Annotated in this window: 21 protein-coding genes and 2 tRNA genes; 14 read left to right on the top strand and 9 right to left on the bottom strand. The window is 42.4% G+C overall.

The genetic code is table 11. The annotated features are described in order from the left end of the window. The first annotated feature begins 3 nt into the window (after window positions 1-3). Window positions 4-1,326, top strand: a complete 1,323-nt coding sequence (rlmF, locus tag AB6F11_RS04090; protein ID WP_017066172.1) for a 23S rRNA (adenine(1618)-N(6))-methyltransferase RlmF — start codon at window positions 4-6, stop codon at window positions 1,324-1,326. Between the two features lie 90 nt (window positions 1,327-1,416). On the opposite strand, the gene pilW is transcribed toward rlmF, so the two are convergent. Together pilW and metA are read right to left on the bottom strand one after the other, a co-directional pair. Continuing rightward, window positions 1,417-2,184, bottom strand: a complete 768-nt coding sequence (gene pilW, locus AB6F11_RS04085; protein ID WP_017065536.1) for a type IV pilus biogenesis/stability protein PilW — start codon at window positions 2,182-2,184, stop codon at window positions 1,417-1,419. 167 nt (window positions 2,185-2,351) lie between these two features. Continuing rightward, complete coding sequence (metA, locus tag AB6F11_RS04080) at window positions 2,352-3,293, bottom strand: homoserine O-succinyltransferase (RefSeq protein ID WP_017066439.1); 942 nt, start codon at window positions 3,291-3,293, stop codon at window positions 2,352-2,354. Window positions 3,294-3,568: 275 nt separating this feature from the next. On the opposite strand from metA, the gene AB6F11_RS04075 reads away from it, so the two are divergent. Then, window positions 3,569-3,937 carry an ATP-binding protein gene (locus AB6F11_RS04075; protein WP_017065537.1) on the top strand — a complete coding sequence of 123 codons (369 nt, stop codon included), beginning with the start codon at window positions 3,569-3,571 and terminating at the stop codon, window positions 3,935-3,937. A 78-nt stretch (window positions 3,938-4,015) separates the two neighbouring features. After that, on the top strand, window positions 4,016-4,438 hold the full coding sequence (locus AB6F11_RS04070; protein WP_019824122.1) for a DUF3859 domain-containing protein: 423 nt from the start codon (window positions 4,016-4,018) through the stop codon (window positions 4,436-4,438). A gap of 108 nt (window positions 4,439-4,546) precedes the next feature. Here AB6F11_RS04070 and AB6F11_RS04065 read toward each other — a convergent pair whose 3' ends face one another. After that, on the bottom strand, window positions 4,547-5,653 hold the full coding sequence (locus tag AB6F11_RS04065; RefSeq protein ID WP_102393886.1) for a M20/M25/M40 family metallo-hydrolase: 1,107 nt from the start codon (window positions 5,651-5,653) through the stop codon (window positions 4,547-4,549). Between the two features lie 261 nt (window positions 5,654-5,914). Between AB6F11_RS04065 and AB6F11_RS04060 the strand changes: the two genes are divergently transcribed. Further along, window positions 5,915-7,873, top strand: coding sequence for a GGDEF domain-containing protein (locus tag AB6F11_RS04060; RefSeq protein ID WP_102393887.1), 1,959 nt, complete (start codon window positions 5,915-5,917; stop codon window positions 7,871-7,873). 135 nt (window positions 7,874-8,008) lie between these two features. Here the strand turns inward: AB6F11_RS04060 and AB6F11_RS04055 are convergent, their stop codons facing one another. After that, the gene (locus AB6F11_RS04055; RefSeq protein WP_017059179.1) at window positions 8,009-8,194 is read right to left on the bottom strand and encodes a hypothetical protein; all 186 of its coding nucleotides are present in this window, start codon (window positions 8,192-8,194) and stop codon (window positions 8,009-8,011) included. Between the two features lie 273 nt (window positions 8,195-8,467). On the opposite strand from AB6F11_RS04055, the gene AB6F11_RS04050 reads away from it, so the two are divergent. Continuing rightward, on the top strand, window positions 8,468-9,127 hold the full coding sequence (locus AB6F11_RS04050; protein ID WP_017065541.1) for a DUF2726 domain-containing protein: 660 nt from the start codon (window positions 8,468-8,470) through the stop codon (window positions 9,125-9,127). A 127-nt stretch (window positions 9,128-9,254) separates the two neighbouring features. Here the strand turns inward: AB6F11_RS04050 and AB6F11_RS04045 are convergent, their stop codons facing one another. Then, window positions 9,255-10,268 carry a porin gene (locus AB6F11_RS04045; protein ID WP_102393888.1) on the bottom strand — a complete coding sequence of 338 codons (1,014 nt, stop codon included), beginning with the start codon at window positions 10,266-10,268 and terminating at the stop codon, window positions 9,255-9,257. Between the two features lie 758 nt (window positions 10,269-11,026). Between AB6F11_RS04045 and AB6F11_RS04040 the strand changes: the two genes are divergently transcribed. Both AB6F11_RS04040 and AB6F11_RS04035 read left to right on the top strand, forming a co-directional pair. Then, a tRNA-Val gene (locus AB6F11_RS04040) sits at window positions 11,027-11,103 on the top strand. 69 nt (window positions 11,104-11,172) lie between these two features. Next, window positions 11,173-11,249 (top strand) — tRNA-Val (locus tag AB6F11_RS04035). Window positions 11,250-11,806: 557 nt separating this feature from the next. Here AB6F11_RS04035 and AB6F11_RS04030 read toward each other — a convergent pair. From AB6F11_RS04030 to AB6F11_RS04020, 3 genes are all read right to left on the bottom strand, one after another. Continuing rightward, window positions 11,807-12,115, bottom strand: a complete 309-nt coding sequence (locus AB6F11_RS04030; RefSeq protein ID WP_102321029.1) for a hypothetical protein — start codon at window positions 12,113-12,115, stop codon at window positions 11,807-11,809. After that, entirely contained in the window at window positions 12,116-13,327 is a 1,212-nt protein-coding gene (locus AB6F11_RS04025) for an Arm DNA-binding domain-containing protein (RefSeq protein WP_102393889.1), read from the bottom strand. 85 nt (window positions 13,328-13,412) lie between these two features. Further along, complete coding sequence (locus AB6F11_RS04020) at window positions 13,413-13,556, bottom strand: hypothetical protein (RefSeq protein ID WP_240698124.1); 144 nt, start codon at window positions 13,554-13,556, stop codon at window positions 13,413-13,415. A 60-nt stretch (window positions 13,557-13,616) separates the two neighbouring features. Between AB6F11_RS04020 and AB6F11_RS04015 the strand changes: the two genes are divergently transcribed. Further along, window positions 13,617-13,847: a helix-turn-helix transcriptional regulator gene (locus AB6F11_RS04015; RefSeq protein ID WP_102393890.1), complete on the top strand. Its 231-nt coding sequence runs from the start codon at window positions 13,617-13,619 to the stop codon at window positions 13,845-13,847. A gap of 201 nt (window positions 13,848-14,048) precedes the next feature. On the opposite strand, the gene AB6F11_RS04010 is transcribed toward AB6F11_RS04015, so the two are convergent. Next, the gene (locus AB6F11_RS04010; RefSeq protein WP_102393891.1) at window positions 14,049-14,903 is read right to left on the bottom strand and encodes a WYL domain-containing protein; all 855 of its coding nucleotides are present in this window, start codon (window positions 14,901-14,903) and stop codon (window positions 14,049-14,051) included. A gap of 218 nt (window positions 14,904-15,121) precedes the next feature. On the opposite strand from AB6F11_RS04010, the gene AB6F11_RS04005 reads away from it, so the two are divergent. The 6 genes from AB6F11_RS04005 (at window position 15,122) to AB6F11_RS03980 (ending at window position 24,780) form a co-directional block, all read left to right on the top strand. After that, window positions 15,122-18,784 carry an ATP-binding protein gene (locus AB6F11_RS04005; RefSeq protein WP_102393892.1) on the top strand — a complete coding sequence of 1,221 codons (3,663 nt, stop codon included), beginning with the start codon at window positions 15,122-15,124 and terminating at the stop codon, window positions 18,782-18,784. Then, window positions 18,781-19,419, top strand: coding sequence for a hypothetical protein (locus AB6F11_RS04000; RefSeq protein WP_102321023.1), 639 nt, complete (start codon window positions 18,781-18,783; stop codon window positions 19,417-19,419). The genes AB6F11_RS04005 and AB6F11_RS04000 overlap by 4 nt, the downstream gene beginning before the upstream one ends. Further along, a complete protein-coding gene (locus AB6F11_RS03995; RefSeq protein ID WP_102393893.1) occupies window positions 19,419-20,717 on the top strand; it encodes a hypothetical protein in 1,299 nt (432 codons plus the stop codon). Before AB6F11_RS04000 ends, AB6F11_RS03995 begins: the two co-directional genes overlap by 1 nt. Then, complete coding sequence (locus AB6F11_RS03990; RefSeq protein WP_102393894.1) at window positions 20,714-21,559, top strand: hypothetical protein; 846 nt, start codon at window positions 20,714-20,716, stop codon at window positions 21,557-21,559. Before AB6F11_RS03995 ends, AB6F11_RS03990 begins: the two co-directional genes overlap by 4 nt. Before the next feature lie 325 nt (window positions 21,560-21,884). Next, window positions 21,885-23,531 carry a class I SAM-dependent DNA methyltransferase gene (locus AB6F11_RS03985; protein WP_102393895.1) on the top strand — a complete coding sequence of 549 codons (1,647 nt, stop codon included), beginning with the start codon at window positions 21,885-21,887 and terminating at the stop codon, window positions 23,529-23,531. Then, entirely contained in the window at window positions 23,521-24,780 is a 1,260-nt protein-coding gene (locus tag AB6F11_RS03980) for a restriction endonuclease subunit S (protein ID WP_102420263.1), read from the top strand. The genes AB6F11_RS03985 and AB6F11_RS03980 overlap by 11 nt, the downstream gene beginning before the upstream one ends. Window positions 24,781-24,888: the final 108 nt, after the last annotated feature.

Raw genomic sequence — 24,888 nt, 5'->3', positions numbered from 1 at the left:
CCAATGAGCCAATCACAAAATAGAACGACGCTAAGCCTGTCGAAAAACAGCACTTCATCAGCAAAAACAAAAGACAACCAAGCTGATGTTAAGCCAAGTACAGCTAAGCCAAGCAGCGACAAGCGTATTTCTACAAAGAACACATCTGATAAAAGCCGCAAGAATAGTGCACCTAAAGGCGCGGGCAATAACAAAGCAAAGCGACCTTTTGCAAAAGATAGCAGAGGTAAACCGGGTGCCAATAAAGGATCATCGAATAAGGGTTCTTTCAATAAAACGGCTTTTAACAAGAACGCAGCTCAGAAAAGACGCTCGGCTGAAAAACCTCAAGGTGGATTACACCCAAGAAACCAGCACACTGGCCGCTATAACTTCGAGTTACTAGTTGCAGCCTTGCCTGAGCTAAAAGAGCATCTGATCAAGAATCCGGTTGGCGAAGACACCATTAATTTCTCTGATCCATTGGCTGTTAAGCTACTCAACAAAGCTTTGTTGGCGCATCACTATGGCGTTAAACATTGGGATATTCCTGCTGGTTACTTGTGCCCGCCAATTCCTGGTCGTGCAGACTACATTCACAGAGTGGCCGACATCCTTAATAGCGATGGCCAAGGTGAACCCTATAACCACGCGTCTGTGAAAGCATTAGATATTGGTGTCGGTGCAAACTGTATCTACCCAATCATTGGTGCGACAGAGTATAAGTGGCGTTGTACAGGGACAGATGTTGATTCAGTCTCCATCAAAACAGCGAACTTCATAGCGGAAAGCAACCCTAATCTAAAAGGTAAGATCCGCGCTCGCCTACAAGCTGACTCTGAATCTATCTTTAAGGGCGTGATTAAGGATAATGAACGTTACGATGTCACTATTTGTAATCCTCCATTCCACAGCTCTCTTGAAGAGGCTGAAAAGGGGTCACAACGTAAACTGGATAATCTAGCGGCGAACCGTGCTAAGAAAGCCGGTCAGTCATTCAAGCCTGAAACGAACAAGAAGCCAGTTAAGTTAGATAAATCAACTAAGCAAGCTAAACCAACCTTAAACTTTGGTGGTCAAAAAGCCGAGCTTTGGTGCCCAGGTGGTGAAGCCGCTTTCATTATGAAGATGGCAAGAGAGAGTCAACTTTTTGCTACTCAAGTTTTGTGGTTTACGACATTGATTTCTAAGAAAGATAACGTCGATATGGTTCGTTCAGAGCTTGGCAAGCTTAGAGCTAAACAAGTGAAAGTCGTCGAGATGTCACAAGGCCAGAAGGTAAGTCGCTTTATCGCATGGACCTTTATGGACGATGAGCAAAGACAAGAGTGGATCGCGCTAAAATAGCGGCTGCACTTAGTTAAGATATTAAGTTGAAATTACGTAGGGGCTTGTTGTTAACGCAACAAGCCCGTTTTTTTGTGTTTTTCATATGCGCTAAGCAGAAAGTAACTCATCTAACTTACTCTGATATTTCTGCTCTAGAGCTTTGTTACCTGCTTTGTTTTCGAGATCGACCAAGATTTTAAGCGATGGAATTTGATAGCCATAACGCTGGTGGAATTTGAATAAACGGATTCGAGCGTCATTGTAATCGGCGTCACTCACTTCAATTTTTGATAACTGTAGTATCGATTTTACGCGGTTTGGATCGTGGTCAATCGCTCTGCTGAAGTAGTACTTCGCTTGGTCGGTATTGCCAGCCTTAAATGCGCAAAACGCGGCGTTTTCATAACTTGCAGACACCAAGTAGTAGTAGGGTTGGTCGATGGCGCGATTGAAGTAATTATCGGCTTGTTCGTATTCGCCCTGTTTACACAAGAAGGTACCGTAGTTGTTCAATACATTGCCATTTCTTGAATCAAGACTGAGTGCTTTGCGGTAAGTGCTTCTCGCTTCATCTACTTCACCCACTTGTTCGTAGTAATGCGCCATTGAAAGCCGAGCACGGTAGTAGCTAGGTGCGTGTTTAATCGCGAGCTCAAGGTTTTCACGCGCTCTCACCATATTGCCTTGTCCCATATAGCCCAAACCTAATTCGATTCGAGATTCAGACATCGCGATAGGATCACTTTCAATCTTTGGCGGTCCTTCAGTGACAGAGACACAACCGGCCAAGGAAAGCGAGGCAAGTAGTACCACACTTGATAACGAAAGAGGGCGGGACAACGAAATCGGATTTGAAAATGATGGCTTGGCAGGCATGTGAAGCTCCTTATGAACACCAACCCATCATATGAAATCAAACCCATTGAAGTCGTAAATCTATCATGGAATGCGACCCACACACCATAAAAAACCGCGTCCAATTCGTCGTTTTATCAACAACATACTGAACACGGTTTATGTGTTTGTGAATCGGAAGAAAGAACTTAATCGTCTTTGGTAAAGTTGTCTTCGCTGAAATGATCCAGATCGTAAGGCGTTTGTTGGTAAACGCAGTAGTTTAGCCAGTTTGAGAACAACAAGTGTCCGTGGCTGCGCCAGCTTGCAACCGGTTTGTTGTCTGGATTGTTATTCGGGTAGTAGTTGATTGGTATCACAGGCTCCATGCCTTCACCCAAATCTCGAATGTACTCATTGTGAAGTGTGTGAGAGTCGTACTCAGGGTGACCCGTTACAAACACGTTTCGCTTATCTTTGGTTGCTGCTAGGTATACGCCTGCAACATCAGAAGTTGCAAGAACATCAAGGTCAGTATGTTCCGCTAAGTACTCTTGAGAGAAGTCCGCATAGCGAGAGTGCGGAGCTAAGAATGTATCGTCGAAGCCACGTAAAATAGGGTGGTATGGGTTATGTATCTCGTGGTTATAAACACCAGACAGCTTCTCTTTACGAGTGCGTTTTGGCAAATCATATAATAACTTCAAACCAGCCTGAGCCGCCCAACACACGTATAGCGTTGAAGTAACGTGCTTGTTTGCCCATTCCATGATGGTTTTCAGGTGATCCCAGTAGATCACATCTTCAAATTGAACCAAGCCAAGCGGCGCACCAGTGATGATCAATCCATCAAAGTTTCTTTCTTTGACCATTTCAAATTGGCGGTAGAAGTTATCAAGGTGTTCAGTCGGTGTGTTTTTACTTGGTCGGTCATCAATGCGCAGCAGCTCTACATCCACTTGCAATGGGCTGTTCGATAGTAGGCGTAAAAATTGAGTTTCAGTTTCAATCTTCTTCGGCATTAGGTTGAGGATCAAGACTCGAAGTGGACGAATTTCCTGTGTCGATGCTCTTGATAACGGCATAACGAAGATGTTTTCTTCACGAAGAACATCGGATGCTGGCAATTGGTCTGGAATGCGAATAGGCACAGCTTTCTCCCTAAGCTAGATATGTAGACGTCTATACATCTAAATCTATAGTAGTTTGATACGCTTGTCGATATGCAAAATGGATAGATGTAAATTATTTGTGTTTTCTATCAGAAGCAATCCACGCGCTTCGAGGGGAGTCTCATTGTATTCAGTGATTGTCTGAGTCGTGTGTAAGTACTTGGTTTTCGTATGCTGAGCAGAGGCAGTTATCAGAGCAACTCGTTACTATTTACGATAAACTCATGTTTTCGAATTAGCCTGTAAAGTGACAGATGAAGTTAATACTCATTCGAGGGTTGCCCGGCTCTGGCAAATCAACAAAAGCAAAAACCTACGATGCATTGCATGTCGAAGCCGATATGTATTATGTGAATGAGCAAGGTGAGTACCATTTTGATCCTAGGCAGCTGCAACAAGCTCATGAGTGGTGTCAAAACACAGCTGAAAACGGCTTAAAGCAAGGGTTTGATGTGGTTGTTTCGAATACCTTTATTAAGCATTGGGAAATGAAAGCCTACCGCCAACTTGCACTCAAATATAAAGCAGAATTAATTATCGAAGTGTGCCGAGAGCAATATGGCACTATTCACGACATTGAACCTTCAGTAATTAAGCGTATGGCGAAAGACTGGCAAGAATAGCCTCGTTCTTCTTCTGCTTGCGTGGCTGAATGGCAAATAGAATTAAATTAATAGAATAACTCCAAGGTAAAGATTGAAATGGCAAAGCGCTCAGTTGTGGTCGACATGACTTCTTATGGTATCTATTCCACGTGGGATTCCAAATCTAAAGACCTTCCAAAAATCCAAGAGTTCACCACCACCGTTGATGCTGAAATCGACGTGGAATTTGGCTATATCTTGAATATCAAAAAAGCCAAAGGCGAAAAGATCCGCTACTGCATCTATCACCCGAATATCACCACAGACAAGGGCGAAGTGCTCGAACCGTTCGATGGTGAAGAGTATGTCGGCAACAATGACTGGGATTTCTACTTAGGTGACACTATCTGGGCACCTGTCTCGAACAAGTTAGGTAAATGGCGCATGACGGTTGAGCTAAAAGGCAACATTATTGCTGATAAGACATTCGACCTCGTAGCAAAAGACGAAGGCCAATTCTGGAAGCGTAGAGGGTTTTAGATTCGACCTTCTATGTTCACCTAAATAGCAAAAAGCCGAGCATCGTGTTGATGTCTCGGCTTTTTTCATTGTGCTAGATAGAAGTGACTACCCAACTAATGGATTCGATTATTGCGTTACGTAAGCCACAACAAACTCAGTGATTGCGACCATGTCTTTCACTGCAATGTACTCTTCAGTGGTGTGAACTTTCGCCATACCAGTAGAAAGGTTAACTGTTGTCAGGCCTTTTGCGTTGAAGTTGTTTGCATCGCTACCGCCGCCAGTGCGTTTAGTGTTCGCTGTGACGCCAAGCTTCTCAAACGCCGATTTGATAGAAAGAATGTGCGGATGATCGTCTGCAATAACGAATGCATCGTAAGCACGAGTTGATTCGATTTCTACTTCAGCGCCGAACTGCTTAGCACTTTCTTGGAATGTAGAGATCATATGTTCAACTTGAGCCGTTAGCTTTTCGCCGTTTAGAGAACGTGCTTCAGCCACGACTTTAAGCTCTGGCATTACGATGTTAGTCGCTTGACCACCTTCAACAATACCAACGTTTGCTGTCGTTTCTTCATCGATACGAAGTAGGTTCATCTTAGTGATTGCGTCTGCAGCAACTTGAATTGCGCTGATGCCTTCTTCTGGTGCTAAACCAGCGTGAGCAGGGCGACCTTTGATTTTAGCAACAATCTTCTGCTGGCCAGGCGCTGCGTTTACGATGGTGCCAATTGGACCGCCTGTATCAAGTACGATTGCGTGCTCAGATTGAATGTAAGACATATCGAAGTTCAAAGAGCCGAACAGACCGCCTTCTTCGAATACAGTAAATGCAATCTCGATAGTTTTGTGCTCTTGTCCTTCAGCTTTAATGCAACGAACCGCTTCCATGATAGCTGCGATACCAGACTTGTCGTCACCACCTAGAATTGTGTTGCCTTTTGAACGGATGATACCGTCTTCGATGATTGGCTCAATGCCGATGCCTGGCGTTACTGTGTCCATGTGGCAGCTGAACACTGTGCTACCTGGAAGAGTGCCATCTAGACGAGCGTAGATGTTGAAACCATTAGACACTTCTTCAGGAACCGCCAGTTTGTGAACTTCAAAACCTAGTTCACCGAGTTGCTCAGCCAAAGCTTCAGCAATCGCTTTTTCGTTACGAGATTCACTATCAATTTTCACTAGATCGCAGAAATGTTCTACAAGACGTTGTTTATTAATTTGGGTCATTGTTAATTCTCATTATGCTTCCGCTTGTTCAAAAAGAAGCCGCGGAGGTAGGAACAGGAAAATCACTATAACGCCAATGAGGTAGATGATTGTCTGAGTTAAATCAAGAAAGTTGCCTGATTATTCTAATTAATGAGAAAAACCCAATTCAGATCCACCAGTGCGCAGGATTTTAATCTGTATATCTGTCGGGTATAATGTTTGACTGCTCTTAAAAAAACGTCAATAAAATTGGAATTCAATCAATAATGGCCCTGATAAATGAATAGAAACAATGTGTTAGGTTCATTCCTTTTCGTGGTGCTGATGAGTATTGTGCTGGGGCTGTATTTGCTCTATCCAACTTATGACGACGATTTAAAGCATATTCGCCCTGAAAACCCGAGTGTTTATAGTCCAGAGAAAGAGTTATCACTCTCTCAATATGGATCTGCGTTGATCGATATTCTCGATGTATCTCGTGGTGACCCTAATTTAGCTTCCCTACAACTTGAGGCTCTCCAAGCCAAGTTCCCAGACCAAGATAAAGCCATCTATCGTGCTTACGAATTGATGATTTTGTCGAACCTCGCGCAACATAAGTTGGATACCAAAGCGGTTTCCGAATACGTCAGGCAGATTAAAGCACTCGCACAACACGAACATATGGGTTGGTTAAAGGCCCAATCTCTCGTTGAATTAGCGATCGAATACATCAGTACGGGTGAGCTAGCGGAATCTGAAATCCAAATCAGAGCTGCGATAGATATCGCAGAATCGCTCCACTATGAAGAGTTGTTGATTAAGGCCTATAACACGGCTGGTGTCATCAACAACATCCGCAATGACTTTCCTGAAGCTCAATACTTTTTCCATAAAGGTTTAGACCTTGGTAAGAAGTACCCTCAACACATCTACAACAGCAAGTTAGTGTCAAACATGGCATTGCTTTATATCTATTTGGAAGACTGGCCTAAAGCGCTCAAGCTGATTAAAAGAGCCAAAAAACTCTATTACAAGAGTGGACTACTCGAAGCGTCTACCATTGGAGTGCTGCATGTGAATGAGTCTTTTGCTTATCTGCGCAGTGGTGATTTGGTCAAAGGGCGGGAAGCATATCAAAGTGCGGCTAAGCTTAATGGCGATAACGTGAGTGAACGATACAAAATCATCCTATTAAAAGCAGAGAGTGATGTGTTGTTGGCGGAAAAGAACTTTGAGTCAGCACGACAAGTCGCAAACTTGTGTCTTAGATACCCAGGAGTGGACAAATACACACTTCAATTGGGGCAGTGTTACCTAAATAGAGCCTTAGCGAACATTGGTTTGAACCGAGATAATTTTGTTTTTGCTGATCTAAAGCGATCGTCTGCAATGTTCGATGTTGTGGGGACTCGCAGCTGGAAGGTCCTCGGCTTAAGAACACTTGCTGAATACTATGATTCGAGAGGCGACAGCGAGAACGCACTTCGTTACTTCAAACTCTATTACAAGGGCAACAAAGCGCTGCTATTTGATAAGCGCCAGAGTGATATCTTTTTACTAGAGCAAGATTTCGCTACAGCATCATTAGCTCAAGAAAACGAACTGCTTAACGCAGAAAAAGAGTTGGGTGAGCTGACATTAGATAAGCAGCAATTACGGAATCGAATCGTCGTCGCTTTGGGTATCATGGTGATGATAAGCGCCACGTTACTATTGATAAGGTTACGCTCGATCCAGAAGACCAACAAAGAACTACTTAAGCAATCAACAAGATGCGAACTGACAGGCTTATACAATAGGCGTTACTTAGAGCAACGGTTAACTCAGCCGATGCCACATCATTTGTCGTCGTTTGGGTATACGCTCGCTATTCTAGATTTAGACCGCTTCAAACAAGTTAATGACACTTATGGCCATGATATTGGTGACCAAGTGCTGGTGGAAGTCGCTAAGCGTTTAGAGAAAATCTTATCAACAAACGATGTAGTGGCAAGATGGGGTGGGGAAGAGTTTGTTTTGTTGCTGGCTGGGAATCAAGATCCTAATAAAGAGCTTGAACTGATAAGACAAGCGATCGCTGACCGACCGATTGAAACGCATTCTGGCCCATTAGAATTAACCACATCGATTGGTGCGACGACTCATCTAACGGGGCAACAGTTGAATAGCCGTACCTATAAGAAACACTTGAAATCGGCAGACGATGCTTTGTATCAAGCTAAGCAGTCAGGGCGCAATAAAGTCGTTATCATATGAGTTCCTAAACTTAGTTAATCCCCTGCAATCAAGAAACCTGAACTTCAATAACTAAGCGAATAAGAGTGCTTATCTGAACTAATACGGCTATTTACTCTTATTCGCTTAATTCATACTGTGATTTGGCTTGGTGGGTTACTTAGCGACACCTTGAAGCATCTCAACCAATTCGCCTTCTGTCGCTGGTTCACTAGCGAGTTCAATCACAGCCGAAGCTCCTCCCTTTAACATGTAGGCTTGGGTTCCGCAGTGGTCATAGTGGAACCATTTACCATCTACACATACGTCGGTATAACATCTTGGGTCTTGTTTAAGTTCCATATCAATTTCCTTATTAACATTTGCCTAACGTTTTTCAGACTAGTTGATCACAAATCTAGGTAAATTGATCTAAATCAATCTAGAGTGTAATTGATGATTTAATTATCAAAATAAGAGAGGTGTGTCTAGCGAAGGAGCGACCTCTCGTTGGGCACTGCGCTCAAAGGTCGTGATTCTGGTTGGCAACTCTCGCTCTTTTGCTTGCCAGGTGATGCTTTTCTACATACGCTAGCTACTCTCTTAATCCCTATACAGACTTGATTGTGTTGGAAAATGACTAATATCTTTATCGTTGTAATTGTTCTGGTTGTGTTCTTTTACTTTATTCAAAAGTATGTGGTGAAACACGATGACACCAAAGACCACGCTTATCAGAAGAAAGGCGCGTTGATGTCGGCGCAACAGGCGACATTCTATAATGCGCTAAAATCAGCTGTGGGCAACCATGGGGAAGTGTTTGCTAAAGTCAGCATGTCGAACGTACTTGTTCCTGCTAAGACGAACAATAAGAAGAATTGGTTTATCGCCAACAACAAGATCTCACGTAGTTACTTCGACTTTGTTGTTTGCGACCCGCGAACGCTAGAGCCCCGCGTTATTATCGAACTTGATAACGGCAAAGAGCTCAATAAAGGGAAAGTCGATCGCGAAAAGCTACTAATTCACGTGTGTAAATCGGCAGGTTTACCTCTGATTGGTGCATCTATTAAACACAGCTACCAAGTGAGCCGTTTGAAGAGGTTACTGGCAGCACACATCGATTTAATCGAGCCATCAAAAGAAGTGCGATTTTGTAAGAAGTGTGGTAGCCCAATGATCATCAAACTGGCAAGCCAAGGCGATTACAAAGGCCGACGCTTCTTCACTTGTAGCCGCCAGCCAAACTGCACCTATACCGAAAACTACAACGTTGTATTCGATGTTGAAGAATAGTTGGTATCGATAGTAATGCATCCGGTTGGACTCCATTCAATCGCTTAGATACGAATAAGTTATACAAACTAAAAAGCCGAGCATTGATTATGCTCGGCTTTACTAATATTAAGTGGATTGGTTTAGACTAAAACGCGTAACGCATACCGAGCTGTAGCTCATCTTCGTCGTTATCGCCTTGCCCACCTTCGCCCTCGTCTAACATGTTAAACTTATAACTACCAAAGAAGGCCACATCGCCAATATAACGTGCGTATTCTAGACCGATAAAGTTAATGTCGTAATCTGCAATATCGTCAGCTTCAAAGTAGCTGTAGGTCAGGTTGACGGTGTTGGCACCAAACGAGTATCCCAAGTAAGCATCGGCAGAATCGTAGTCTGAATCTTTTACGCGTCGACCTGAAATACTACCAAATTGATAGAGTGCGGCGAACCAAACCCCCTGATCGTTGGTGTACTTAACCGCACCAATATAGGCATCAGAAGTTTCTGTATCTGTCCCAACGCCATAGGTTTCATCACTTGACGCATAACCGACGCCAATATCTAACCCAATCGAAGTGCTGCCGGCGACAACTGCACCGAAGCCGTCACTTTGTGCTGATTCACTATCTGAATTGAAATTGCCATCAATTTGAAAGGTGATGTTGTCGCTTGTCAGTTCATAACGTAAAACATTTTTTGCTCGATCAGCAGTCGACACCGTGTATTCATTGATATAGCCGCTGAAGGTTTCAGCCATATCCGTCCAATCGGTTAAGTAGGTAACGGCATTATTTTGGTGGCCATAATAGACGTTACCGTGATTGGTTTGAACACCCGTATATAAGAATCGAGTGTTAATGCCGATATCATCTGATGCGCCATCTTCAGACTCTGTTAGTTCGAATTCATATTTCCCAAAAAAGGAAATATCGTCCGACGCTTTTTGTGTGCCATCGACACTTAAGCGGACACGTGATCTATCACTATAGGTGCTACTATTACCAGCACTTTTATTCGCATCAGAGAAATTCCCTCGAACTTCTGCGCGGCCGCCGATATTGAATACTGTTTCATCTGTCTCATAAATGGTCGCCGCCGATACGGCAGATGTCGATAGTATGCTCACCACTGCAATGGCGATATGTGATTTTTTCATAATTTATTCCCTATTTTTCACACTTGTATTTATCGCAAACCATAAATTCACGTATAGCATTGAATTTAGATTATTGATTCCTACAGGTTATGAATATAGGCGCGCTTTACCATTATGCAAATTTCATTATGTATTACTGTGCTGTATGTATTCAAAATAGCTATGATGTGTGGGGTTGGGTTTTGAATTGCTTATAGATTGTTGCTCTTGAGGGAGATTAATTGTAGCTGATGTTTTTCGACTATAGAGTGCTATCGTATTTATGTATGTTGGTAATAACCCGGCCACTTTATATGAAAAATCCGAATTTAGTCATTGCGGCCTAGTAATTCGATGACGACGATTACAAAATCGTGGTGATTTTTATGAATGATGTATTTCAGTGAGTTACAAAGCCTCTGCGTGCCTTTCACTTATAATGATCAAAATACTACGGTAACCCAATGGGCAAGCAAAATTTTTGACACTAAATATAGGCATTGATCTATACCTGTATGGTTACTGTAAAGACCAAGAAAAACGGTATAGACAACAAAAATCCCAAATTGAACACATTAGGTTAGTTAATTGGTTGTCATCAAGGATTAGAATTTTTTCTAACTAAACTTTGTTTTTCAGCGGTTTGACGATAATCTGGGTGTAAAATCGACATGTTGTTATGTCTTTGATTGCAAAGTGAGCAAACGAATCGCAAGATGCCAGTTAATACTTGCACCATCTGTTTATCATAGATATCATCGTTGGCGTTCTAAGGGAATGCGTCCGTAGCTCAGTTGGTTAGAGTACCGCCTTGACATGGCGGGGGTCGGTGATTCGAGTTCACTCGGACGCACCATTCCTTATTTGTTTTTATTGCATAACTATTGAGTTTGTCACAATGGTAGTAATAAGAAATTAGAACATCGCCCGCTTAGCTCAGTTGGTTAGAGTACTTGCATGACATGCAAGGTGTCACTGGTTCGAGTCCAGTAGCGGGCACCAAATTCGTTCTTTCTGAACAAGCAAAAAGCCCACCTAGCGTGGGCTTTTTTGTGTCTGCGTTTCTGGAAAGTACCTTAAATAGCATCATTCTTGTCTGCCTCCCCGTTGAATAATTATTGGATGAGCTAAGTGACTCATATCTCTCAAACTCGATTTGTGACCGCGTGGTGACCATGCTGTGACAACCTTCTAAGCATCTACAGTTTGGAGTAACAGAACATTTAAGAAATAGTCATCAGCACATTTTTAAAAAGAATGCTCTCGTTAATCTGAGTCTGGTGCGGTTTGAAGGGTCCAGCACTACGGTTAATGCAAAACTACTATAGAACTTAGGCTCAAGTTATCAACGTTAACTTTGTGCGGCCAGTGAAGTGGGTGTGCTACAAATTATAGTGTTCTTGTTAACGGGTGATGGCTGATGAGTTATTTCAAGGTGAACTAGGCGCCAGTTGTAGGTGAGGGTAGATTCAAGCAGAGTATAGAAATGTTCAAAAATGGGAAATAGAAAAGAGCCAAATAAACATGGGTTCATTTGGCTCTTTTTTGAGTAGCTCTCATTAATGCAATTGCTTCAAAGAAAAACTGATCCGTGATTGCATTGCAATCAACAGCCAACTGGCATCTCGATTATTTGGTTTGTCTTTACATAGATGTAGTGCTTTTAGTACACCGCGCGTGACTGAATCAATAAAGACATGTTCATGATGGAATTTATCTGGCCACAGTTCAGTACGTTGCTTGATAAGTTCGTAAATTTCATCGTATAGCCAATCAATATCTTGATGAGAGATTTTCTGAAAACGCTGAGCCTGAAGAATGTCACAGCACAAACTGGTGCAGTGAATAGCTAGAGGTGAATAAGCCATTTACTTTCCTCCATTTAAATTAGCATCTAATAACTTTTCAAAAGCACTGCCGTCTTGCCTGGTTAGGTTTGGTATATATCGGCTGTAAACTGTGAACAGCATTTTTGTAGTGGTATGGCCCATTTGGCGAGCTATCCACTCAGGTGCTTCTCCGGCTGCTAACCATAATGTTGCAGCCGTATGTCGAGTCTCATAAGGGCGGCGATATTCCATTCCCAAGTTTTTAAGTGTCGGCTTCCAGATTCGGTCTCTGACGTTACCTTTATCTAAAGGGTTTCCAGCTGCATTGCAGAACACATACTCCTTAGTACCAGTCACTTTGTATTGGGATTTTATAGCTTTAAGTACAACAGATGACATTTGAATGTCTCTTGTTGAACCCACCGTTTTCGTTGTGTCTGAACGGCCGTGTACAAACGTTTCTCGAACTGAAATTAAACCACGCTCAAAATCTACGTACTTCCATTTCAGACCATCGATCTCTGAGGTGCGCATTCCGGTGAAGAAACGAACGGTGAAGTAATCTTTAAAATCGGAACGTACCGATGATAAAAACAAGTTCACTTCGTTAAAATCAAACGGGTTTACATTAGTGCGTTCAACACGTAGTGGTTTGATGTTTTCAAACGTCGAACGAAAATCATAGCGATCTCCGGCTTCGCTCAAAATCATGCGCAGTGGTGTCATGACATGATTAATGAACTCGGCAGATAATTTTTTGCCGTTGTTACGCGGTTTCACTAAAGAAGCACGGTACTTTAAGATGTCAGGTCGAGAGATCTTCGCGACGTCTAAATGCCCGAAGTGAGGTACAAGGTACGACCATAAGTAGATCTTTATACTGTCCTTATAGCTTTCTTTCCAACGCACTTCGTTTTCGTCGTACCACTCCTGTGCGAAGCTTTCGAACAAGACAGTTTCAATTCCTTGTAGCCCTTGTACTGCCGTTTTGTAATTACCAAGTAATTCCTGTTTGCGTTTTTGAGCTTGGATGTCTTGTTTCAAAAATGTTTGAGCTTTCTTAGACTCAGGGAAGTACTCACTATATACAAAACAACTCAGGCGAATGTCCGCTTCAATTTGATTTAGCAGTTTCTGTAGCTTGCGTTGGTTTACTTGAGTTGCAGGCAGTGCAGTTTGCTCACGGCAACGCATACCTTCATATCGGAAGTCGAGATAGAGCTTACCGCTACGTGAATTGATACTACCCATGACACACCCTCCCGCCAGCCATTGGAATATACTGAAGGTTACGTGATGCAGATTGGTATAATTCTGCCTCTACCTCTTCCCAAATTTAGAGAATTTTTCTACCATTGAATGGTCGAATGTAGTGTTTACCTTCGATGAAAATTGAATCTCGCAGAGTCGAATTGATATAGTTGGCGCTAAATTTGATACGACCTGCAAGCTCTTTTGCTGTAAGTAATAATTGGTCCATTTGACCTCCATTGTTTGTGTCTTATCAGGACGCATTATTGTATCTTTTAGGAATTGATGTGTGATTAGATATAACTTAAAGGAACTTATAGATAAAAAATCAGCGGAAGAGGGACGGAAGATCTCTGGAGCTCAAATTGCTGCCGAAATAGGTATTCAGCGTTCGGCCATGGCGAAAATGATCCGAGATGAAGGGTACACTACAACCACAAAAACTCTTGATGCCTTGTGTCAGTACTTTGATTGTGATGTGTCAGAGGTTATTTGGTATCAGAAAAGGAATATTAGCTAAAAACTTATCGAGTGACATGTAGGGTGTTTTTAGTCGTCACTTTACAATAGATGTAGGCTGCTGTTTTAAAGCATTCAGCAAGGAGCGTATATTCATGGATCTTTACACCATAAATACAGTCAGCCCTAGTTTCGAGTAGACAGGTAATGTTCCATCTAGAACATCACCAATCTTATCGGGCTGTCTCGAACGAACCTTGATTTATCTAGGTAGACTTTCGTCAAAGTGAGCAGTCAATTGATAGGCTTCTGGTTGTTCTTTTAGCAGCTTTTGGTCTTGTATGACGCCCATACGTCGCAAGTAATAACTGACTAAAGCTCCACGAGTTACTATTTCCATCTTCTTGTTTTTCATAGCGTAGTCGTCAGCAACAACAACTTGTTGTTGCTCAGACAAGTAAGGATTAGGTGTAATCGTTAACTTAACTTGATGGTTCCAGTTGTCATCATGTTCTCGCATTTTTGGTGACTTATCCATTAAGTCAGGTTCGTTCCTAAAGCGACTTAACACGAAATCTCGAAATTCATTTTTCTCTTCACAATATGCTCTTACATGCCACCTGATCCCATCATAGACTAAGCTGTGAGGCGCAATAATTCGACCTCGAACCTCAGGTGTAGAGAGCGATACATAGTCAATATCGACTCGAAGGTTAGCCCTTGCTGCCGCAATTAATCCTCGAACAATGCTTGGTGATATAGCCCTTTCAGGAACGTTCAATACGGTCGATTGAGCTTCCCCCCAATTAAAGAACTCGAAGGTCTCTTCTTGGTTATATTGCTGATGAAGCATAAGTAGATACTCATGAGCAGTGCCTTGAGTAAATAAAGGCTTAAAGTTGTCTGCTGGCCTATAGCCTTTAATTGTTCTATCCAGTATCAATTGACCTTGGTCAGTTAAGCTAATGTACTTGTTGATATCCCTGGAAGCTTGTTGTCTCCCTATGTGAAAAGCATCACATAGGTGATTTGTCGTCAGTCGACCCTCCCAAAGAGCAATTATCTCAATTAGTCGAAATCGTACTTGTTGGTCCCATTTGATATCTGCTTGATTCATGTTCGTGCTCATAAATGTTACATGTTGATGTATACAGTATATACATGTAGCAAAAAAGTACATATATTTATTATGGATATTGAGAAGGGCAGGAAAAGTCAGGAATCTTTACTGTGAGAGAGTCGATGGTATTGAAAGCTGTAACCTGATTTAGTGGCCACAAATTCAAACTGGTTGATTTTCAGTCAAGAAAAACAACATAACTCGAGATAGATACGATGATGTATGCCGGATTGACCAAAGTTATCGCAATAAATTCTTATCAGAAAAACAAGATGTTTTCTGAGTATTCTTTTGACGCTCCCACTCAGATCACTGGCGGTAACGGAGAAGGCAAAACATCACTTTTAAGGCTCATTCCGTTTTTTTATGGGGCGACTGGCACGCAGATCGTCAGGAAATCGAATGTCAATAAGCCCTTTGCCGAATGGTATTTACCACACAACAACAGTTATATTGTTTTCGAGTACATTACTGCTCGTGGTCAAGTTGCTCATGTCATTTGTTATCGAAACCTTAGTACTAAAGGTGGCATTGTTTACCTTTTCGTTAAAGGTCAGTTTGAGCAGTCAGTGATCATTAAACAAGACAGCGAAGATAAGCCTTACGCTATCGGCTGTACAAAGCTGGCCGCGGAGCTGAACGCTAACGGCTTAGAATACGAGTCGCGTATTACTAGCGTCAAAGAGTACCGCGAAATTATCCAAAATATTAATGCAGGGAATTTGAGCAATCAGTTCCTGAGCTACTCTTTGTGCTCTGGTCGTCATGATGTCCGTCACATTGAAAAAATCACAGCGGCGTTGATTCAAGGTGAATTCAATATGGCCGACACAAAGGCGCTTTTCCTGGATATCCTCGAGCAAGGAAATAGCACATTAGAGTTTGGTGTGGATGCAAACAGAATTGAACAATGGTGTGATGACTACAACGGCCTAACAGCGTTCCTAGCCAAAAAAGAAGCGTTCATTGAAGCTATTGCGAACAATAAGCAGATTGCCTATCTAACCACTCAGCTCGCCAATGCCTTAACAATCATTCGTGAAGCCTCTGAAAGCCTTGATGAATCTCTTAAGAAAACCGAAATCGAGCGCTCAGATTTTCTTGAAAACAGTGACAAGCAGATTGGCGAAATTAATCAAGATAAGCTTGATAAAGAGGTTCAAAAGAGCGCTCTTCAACGCTCTATCACAAGTATTAACTCTGAGATCGAAGTACATCACAGCAAGCTTATAACATACGAAAATAGTGGTTATCCAGAACTGTCCGTTAAGCTAAAGCAATTGCCAGAAATGGAAGACAGGGTGGCACAACAAAGACAAAGTTACGCCGATCTTGAAACTAAGGTAAATGATGCGAAAGCAAAGTATGAGAAAGACAAACAAAACCTTGTTAGTAAGTTCAATAAAGAAAAGTCTGACCTAACAGAGCAAAAACTTGATGCCGAGAAAGAGTGCAAGGTTAAAAAAGACAAGATAGACGATGTATATCAGCCACAGTTAAAGGAACTGACCCAAACCCATACGATTTTTACAGCGGATAAATCTCAGGCTCTTATGGAGCATAGGGCTGAACTCGCTACTCAAAAGCAGCGACTAAAGAACCCAGATATTGATGAGTTTCTCATTGAGCAGAGAGAGCAGTTGGAGTCTGAGAAGGACAGATTACAAGAACAAGTAGACACGTTAAAACACACGACAACTTTGAGTGAGAAGGAAGGAGTCAACTTACAAACTAAACGTGAAAAACTACTCGAAAGATTAGAGGCCACTCGTCGAAATATGCGCGATGCCGAAACCAGGCTGAAAGTAGTCAGTAACCGATTAGACCCAGATTCAGGAACCTTGTTCTCGTTCCTGGAGGCTAATCGACAGGGGTGGCAAAGCTCTCCACTTGGTCGTGTTCTCACCGATGAGCTTTTGATGGACACGACACTCACACCATCAATGACTGAAGATTCAGGTTCAATGTACGATTTATATATCGATACGAGCAACCTAGCAGATTGTAGTGTCACCAACAAAGCTGATGTGGAAGAGCAGGCTCACTTGATGGACCGTATCGTTGAGCTTGAAGACGCAGAGGCTGATTTCAATAAGCAAATTTTGAAAAATGATTTTGCTGTTAAGCAGTCAACGCTTGAGTTATCACGATTACGCAATGAACTGCGAAACGCTGAGGGTGACCTATCACAAACTAAGGTTAACCTTAAAAACAAGAAAATAGAGATTGCCCGTGCAAAAGAGAGCTTAGTCGAAAAAATTAATATAAACATCAAATCGATTGAGAAAGCTATAGCCCTGATTGATAGGGAAATCTCAGTAACGCTTGAACGTTTTGAAGAAGCAAAATTAGAGCTAAACAACGACAGGCTTACTCAAATTAGCAATGTTGAATCATCACTTGATCTCACGATCGGAGCTATAGATGAACTACTGGAAAAAAGTACTCTGACGTTGGGCGAGAACAAACAGCGCATCAAAACGGAGTATGAACAGCGGTTGAGTGATCAAGGTATTAGCGGTGAAATCTATCAACGCTACAAAGAAGAAATTGAATTGCTTGATAATGAGATCAAAAACTTAAAAGTGAAGTCTCATAAAATCAAAGAATACGAGATATGGCTTGCTGTTTATGAAGTGGATGATCCTAAGAGACGTGACGATCGAAATACTAAGGTCAAAGAACTTGAAACGGTGCATCAAGAGTTTGAATCTTTTGAAACTAAACTGAAAGAGTTGAGAGCCAAAGCTCATCGAACCAAAAAAGAGTTTGATGAGAAGCTCTCTATCTTGAGAAACCACAAACAGCGAGCTGACAGTGCAATCTCTCGCCTAACTAACTATGTGATGTTTGAGGGCGAAGAAGGCAGCCAAGAAGCGCTCGATTATAACGGCGATTTAAATTCACTCTTGAGCTATGTAGAGAGCAAACTCCCGGAGTTAGAGAGGCTTACTAAGCTACGTAAAAAAGATATACAACAGATGGAAACTATCACTCTCAACCTTGGTGACGGGGAGCTGTATCGTTTCTGGAATGAAAGCAGCCGAAACGCCATTACAGAGGATATTGTTGCTAGTGACTCTAAGCGAATAGATATTCTAGAAATCATCATGAATGACATTATTCCTCAGGTGACCAGCATAACAATTGAAAGCGCGGTCAACATGGGGCGTATGCTCGTTGACTTCAAGCATCGGCTACTCGGCTTCGACCGTGACATTAAGAAACTTGGTCGTAATATCTCTGAACAAGTAAAGCTCAATAACACGTTCTCGGTGGTTGGTTCTATTGACATTAACGTTGAAAGTTCACTTTCCAAACTACAAGGTTGGCAAGATATTATTAACTTCTCTGAGATTTACGAAGAGTGGGATAAAACGGGATCTGCTGAGCTACCAACCAAAGAGTTTTTCAACGCTTTAAGCACACTGACATACCATATTAGTGCCGAGAAAGTTAAAAAGCCTACTGAGCTGTTTGACATCAAATTTGAAGTCATCGAGAACAACCAGCGTAAAACGGCCAAAACAGATAAAGATATGCGTGATTTGGCCAGTAATGGTACGAACTTGCTCATTCAATCCATGTTGTATTTAGCACTTCTGACACAACAACGTGGAGCAAGTCGACTATCAATAACTTACCCAACCGATGAGATTGGTAAGCTGACGGCAGAAAACCAAGCCAAACTGCTCAAAATGATGGGGGCACATAACTTCAATGTTATCGCGGCTCAACCCGATGGCAATAATCGTACGGCCAACTTATTTAAGTATCTGTATCACTTAACGCCTTACAAGAACATTTTCAACAAACCTAAAGTAAGCAAACTTGCGTTAGCTAAAGCCGCTGAAACTAGCACAGGAGTAGAAGCATGAAGCCAGTATCACAAGTCTTAGAATCTCTACTTAGTGGTAGCTTTATCTGCCCAGCAACGGATCGTGAAGCTTACAAGACGCTTAAAGAGGATCGTACACGCCGAGAAATCAATCAAGCGTTGACTCTTATGGGGCGCGAGCTCCAATGTACGAGCAGAACCAGCGCCTATTATGTTACCTATAAAAGTATCGACGACCACAATCGTCGTCAGGTGACCGCGTTGATGAGTAATGTACACGGTATCATTCGACCTGTGGTTAAGTTCGTAGCGACAGTCAGTGAGGCTGCTCAAGTTGAAGCTGTGATGGTTGGTGGTGATGAGTTAAATGTGCCTGTGCTGAGTGCGCAAATCCAATCGTCTCCTAGCTTGATGGAGAAACTCGATAGTATTTATCGACTTCCAAAAGTGAGTCGGAAAAAAGTGCGTGACAGTGCAGCGGATAAACTCAATGTAGTTGTCGAATTTCTGGTTAAAGAAGGGGTGGCTCATTTAGTAAACAAAGAGCGCCAACTCTATGTGATGACGGGAAAATTAGACTTTGTCTACGAGGTGCTCGATTTCATCGATACGCATGAAAAGATCGTTGAGACAGTTAACAAAGCAAACGAGAACCAAGGGGAGTTCGACTTTTGATGAGCCCTCAAAACAATGGGAAACATGGTGGTGTTAACCACATGCTTCGCTTAATCAGCCAAGCAAAGGACACATTAACGCATGTTTTTGAAAATGGCACGATACGTGAGACTCATGAAAACGCCAATGACCTACGTAAATTAAAAGAAGCCCGTGTTGTTATCGTGACAAGCCGCGGCTACCGCGTGCACCCTAAGATGGAAGCATTGATGAACTACTTCCTTGAAACGGAAGCGAGTTCATTTCTTGGGACTCAACATGCTGAGCGCATTCCAGAAATTCAGAGCTTAGCGCAAGAATACCTGGAAGCTAAATTAAATGGCAAAAGAGAACAAGAGGCGGATAGGTTTAATAGCCTTGAAGGTGTCGTTTATGAAATCACAATGGACTTGCAAGAGTCTTGTCGTCGTCTAAGAAACCGTATCAGTTATGACTTTGGCTATGGCCATACGCTCGCTCAAAAACAAAAAGAGAACCAAGTTGCTATAGAGCAAGCTGAAAAGCTTGTTAGTGGCATGAAAGCTTTCTCTTTTAAGTTGTTGAGTGAAATGGCTGGAGATAACTCCGAGCTCAACACCTTGTTTTGTGCTGAAATGCACAGTGCGATTCGTAGTTGCCAACAAGAGCTCGGGTCTATTCTAATTCAACTTCGAGCCTTGATGCTGAAGTATCGTAACCGCGAACGCGATAAGGACCTGATCAATGCCTTTGATCGGTTTATTGATCAAGAGCCACACTGGACACCAAGTGACGATTTAATTTTGCCTGATGAGGTAGCAAAGCACGACGGCATTCCGATGTTTTGGCTTTCAGAACCTATTCAATTTGCACATCACCCAAATCCTGATGATATGGACCAAGAGCCGGAATTGGCCGATATTGTTGAAAAAATTACGGCACAGCCCGCCGAACAAGAAGAGCTTCCGGTTGTTGAAGAAGCTGAGCGCCGAGAATTGACTCTTGATGTTGAAATACAAGAGCTGATTGAAGCGGACATTGATTCACATTGCGATACCTTTTTTGCTGAAGCCTTTATTGGTAAGGGAAAAACCAGCATTTCCGCTTTGGAGTATTACGAGCAAATCAATAGTGACTTACCGGAAGACCTTGATCAGCTCACTTGCGCTAAAGACGTGTGGCTATTTAGCGTGCTTAATTTCCATAGTTCAATGCTTCCCGAAGATAGCAAAGGCTTTACCGTTGAGCCTATCGGGTCTTATACCTATTTAGCAAAAGGTAGCAATATAGGTTACGGCAACCTTCACTTAGAAGATGTGTCTATAGCGAGGAAACTGTGAGTAGAATTATTGATGATATAACGGGTAGTGATTTAAATAGGTTAAAGCAACTGTTCTCTCCTGCGAAGGTTAATGAAGGTGCCAGTGTAGCGCTGAGTGGCGTGTTTGATACTTTTCATCGCGACTTTAGTGTTGGGAGCGCCAGAGGAGAAAATTTGCAGCTGACGCCTAGAGATATACGTCAAATTAGGAAGGTGATCAAAGAGCAATCAGGCTTTGATCTTCTAACTGACTCTATCCCGGATTCTCGAACGGATATGGCTCAGTTCTTTCCAAACGAGAAGCTAAGCTCAAGGCCGGTCAAAGACAAAGTCATTAAAATTTATGGGATTTTGTCCACGAACATAAATGGCAAATCATATTACTTACAAGAGGGCATGAACATTGAGGTAGCTCTAAGTCATTTGACGAGCATTGAGCACAGCCAAGTTGTGATTGTTGAAAACTATGAAGCATTCTCTAAGTTTAGATTAGTACAAACCGACATAGGACCTAATCCTCTTATTATTTACCGAGGAGACAAGGACACGGGAGTAATATCAAAAGAAATTGCGTTGGCTTTTCCAGAGGTCGAGCTTATAGCTTGGTTTGATACCGATCCTAAAGGTATTTCTTTAGCTTTATCATCGGGAGCGACTTATATGCTGCTACCTAATTTATCAACAGATACTCTCAAAGAACATGGTCGCTCAGACTTGTTTGCAGACCAATACCAAAACTGGAATCGAGTCTCAAAACTTATCCCCTCCAAGTTAGAGTCCATAATGTCTGAACTGGAAAAAGGGATAACCCAAGAGTCAATCATGGCAAATCAGATAGCCGTAAGGTTACATCAAATTTAGTCACGTAAATGTTGAGCTCCCCTGTAAGTGCGGAGATAGGCACGTTTACCTTGGGGTAATCAATCAAATGTTGTGAAGCTCATGCAGAGTGCCTACAAGACTGTTAAGTGCTGCTAATCTAGCCACTGAATTATTTATAAAGATTAAACGAATTTTGTGGCTTTTTTAAAATGCTCGATCATTTGGATATTTCCTTATCTTAAGGTACGTAAAAAGCGCCTAAAATCGGAGCTTTATCAATTCAACTCATTCAATTTCATATATAATCGCCCTCAATAGTCTGCGCTTGAAAGCAGAGTCCTACATTATTCGAGTAATTAAGAACATGGCAAAAGCACCCGCTAACAAGAAACCCGCCTCAAAAGCTAAGCCTACGTTAAAAGCTAAAAAAGCGACCAAAGGCTTTGAAGAGACCCTTTGGGATACAGCTAATCAGCTGCGTGGCAGTGTTGAGTCATCTGAATACAAACACGTGGTATTAAGCCTTGTGTTCTTAAAGTTCATCAGCGACAAGTTTGAAGCACGCCGTCAGAAGATGATAGACGACGGGCAAGAAGCTTTTGTTGAGATGAAAGAGTTCTACCAACAAGACAACATCTTCTTTTTACCAGAAGATGCGCGCTGGTCATTTGTTAAAGCGCGCGCTAAGCAAGACGATATCGCCATCATTATCGATACCGCTCTATCAACCATCGAAAAAAACAACCCAAGCTTGAAAGACGCTTTGCCAGACAACTACTTCTCGCGCCAAGGTCTGGAAGTGAAAAAGCTGGCGTCACTTATCGACAGCATCGAAAACATCGATACGTTAGCGAACGAATGTGACATGAGCGAAGAAGACTTAGTGGGTCGTGTTTACGAATACTTCTTAGGTAAGTTTGCAGCAACCGAAGGCAAGGGTGGTGGCGAGTTCTACACGCCTAAGTCAGTGGTAACACTGTTAGCTGAAATGCTAGAACCTTTCCAAGGTAAGATCTACGACCCGGCTTGTGGCTCGGGCGGTATGTTTGTTCAGTCTTTAAAATTCATTAAAGAGCACGAAGGGCGCACCAAAGATATTGCTATTTATGGTCAAGAGTTGACCTCGACCACTTATAAACTGGCGAAGATGAACTTAGCCATTCGCGGTTTATCTGGCAACTTAGGTGAACGTGCAGCCGATACCTTCTTTGCTGACCAGCATAAAGACTTGAAAGCCGATTACATCATGGCGAATCCACCATTTAACCTTAAAGGTTGGCGTAATGAAGCCGAGCTAACCGATGATGCGCGCTTTGCTGGCTATCGCACACCACCAACAGGCAATGCCAACTACGGTTGGATTTTGCACATGCTCTCTAAGCTAAGTGAAACAGGCACCGCAGGCTTTGTATTGGCAAACGGCTCTATGAGTTCAAATACTTCCGGTGAAGGTGAGATCCGCCAGCAGCTTATCGAGAACGATCGCGTTGAATGTATGATTGCTCTGCCGGGGCAGCTGTTCTTTACTACGCAGATCCCTGTATGTATTTGGTTTATCACTAAAGACAAAACCGAGAACACCACTAAAGGTTTCCGTAACCGTCAAAAAGAGACTTTGTTTATTGATGCTCGTGAAGTGGGCACCATGATTAGCCGTACCAATAAAGAACTGACTAAAGACGATATCGCGCTAATTGCTGATACATACCATGCATGGCGCTGCGATGACGCAGAACTCAAAGCGCGTATTGAACGTGGTGACGGCAAAGTAGAGAAGTATGAAGATAAAGCAGGCTTTAGCAAATCAGCGACGGTTGAAGATATTAAAGCTAATGATTTTGTGCTGACTCCGGGCCGCTATGTTGGCGCAGCTGATGTGGAAGATGATGGCATTCCGTTTGAAACCAAGATGAGTGAGCTTTCACAAACCCTATACAGCCAAATGAATCAATCTCAAGACTTGGATAAAGCGATTCGCCGCAATTTGGAGGCGTTGGGTTATGGGGAGTAACTTTTTCTCAACCACAATTGGTGAGCAGATTACTCTTCAAAGAGGGTTTGATATAACCAAGAAGGAGCAGCAAGAGGGTAATGTGCCTGTAGTTTCTTCAGGAGGAATATCAAGTTATCACAATGTGTCTAAAGTAGAAGCGCCCGGAGTCGTTCTCGGTCGAAAAGGTACTTTAGGAACAGTGTTTTTTGTGGAGAAAGACTTTTGGCCTCATGACACATCCCTATGGGTTAAAGATTTCAAAGGGAATAATCCACAGTTTGTGTACTACTTTTTCAAAGGTATGTCTGCGGAATTAAAAAAAATGGATGTAGGTGCAGCAAACCCTGCTCTTAACCGCAATCATGTCCATCCATTGCAAGTTGAGTGGCCTAGGAGAGAGGTTCAAGACCAAATAGTATCTGTTGGAGCAGCATTAGATCAGAAAATTACTCTTAACAACCAAATAAACCAAACCCTAGAGCAAATGGCACAAACGCTTTTCAAATCTTGGTTTGTCGATTTTGACCCAGTAAAAGCCAAAATGAATGGCGAACAGCCAAAAGGGATGGATGCGCCTTTTCTTTCAAAAGAAGTTGCCTCGCTTTTCCCAGAAAAGCTCGTTGAGTCTGAGCTTGGTTTGATCCCTGAGGGTTGGGATATTGCATCCATAAAGGATTTTGGCTCAGTTGTTTGTGGTAAGACACCATCTAAGAAAAATGATGAGTTTTACGGTGGTGATGTGCCATTCATCAAGATTCCAGATACGCACGGGAAAGTGTTCATTACTGAAACGACAGATACTCTGACGCAAGCAGGTGATGAATCGCAACCTAAAAAGCGCATACCGGAAAACAGTATTTGTGTGAGCTGTATAGCGACAGTTGGCCAAGTTTTTATAACAACAAAACCAAGCCATACAAATCAACAAATTAACTCTCTTGTTCCTTACGATCAGAACTCGCTCTACTACCTACTTTTTAAATTCAAGGGTTTGAATAAACACTTCCATGATTTGGCTAGTGGTGGTAGCGCAACATTAAACATGAACACAAGTACCTTTTCTAAGGTGGCTTTAGTTCGCCCCACGGCTGATTTGCTAGAAGCATTTCACAAAACCGTAGGTGGTTTAATGGAGAAAATGTTGGCGAATCAACTTGAGAATGCCACGGTATCAGAACTACGAGATACTTTGCTTCCTAAATTGCTTTCCGGCGAAATCGACTTAGAAAACGTGCAAGTAGAACAAGCTAAAGCACTAGCAGAGTAACCTTTCGTCATTCCAGAAAGTGAGGAACGAACTTATCAGGAATCTCGTTTTTGACGGTGGTGAAAAGCGAGATCTCAGATACCTCGCGCCTCGGTTCTGAGATAACGA

It is taken from the genome of Vibrio sp. 10N.247.311.14 (genome assembly GCF_041467715.1).
In the GTDB taxonomy this organism is placed as follows: Bacteria; Pseudomonadota; Gammaproteobacteria; order Enterobacterales; family Vibrionaceae; genus Vibrio; species Vibrio crassostreae_C.
The sequence above is the reverse complement of the archived record's forward strand: the minus strand, read 5'-3'. Positions and strand labels throughout refer to the sequence as shown.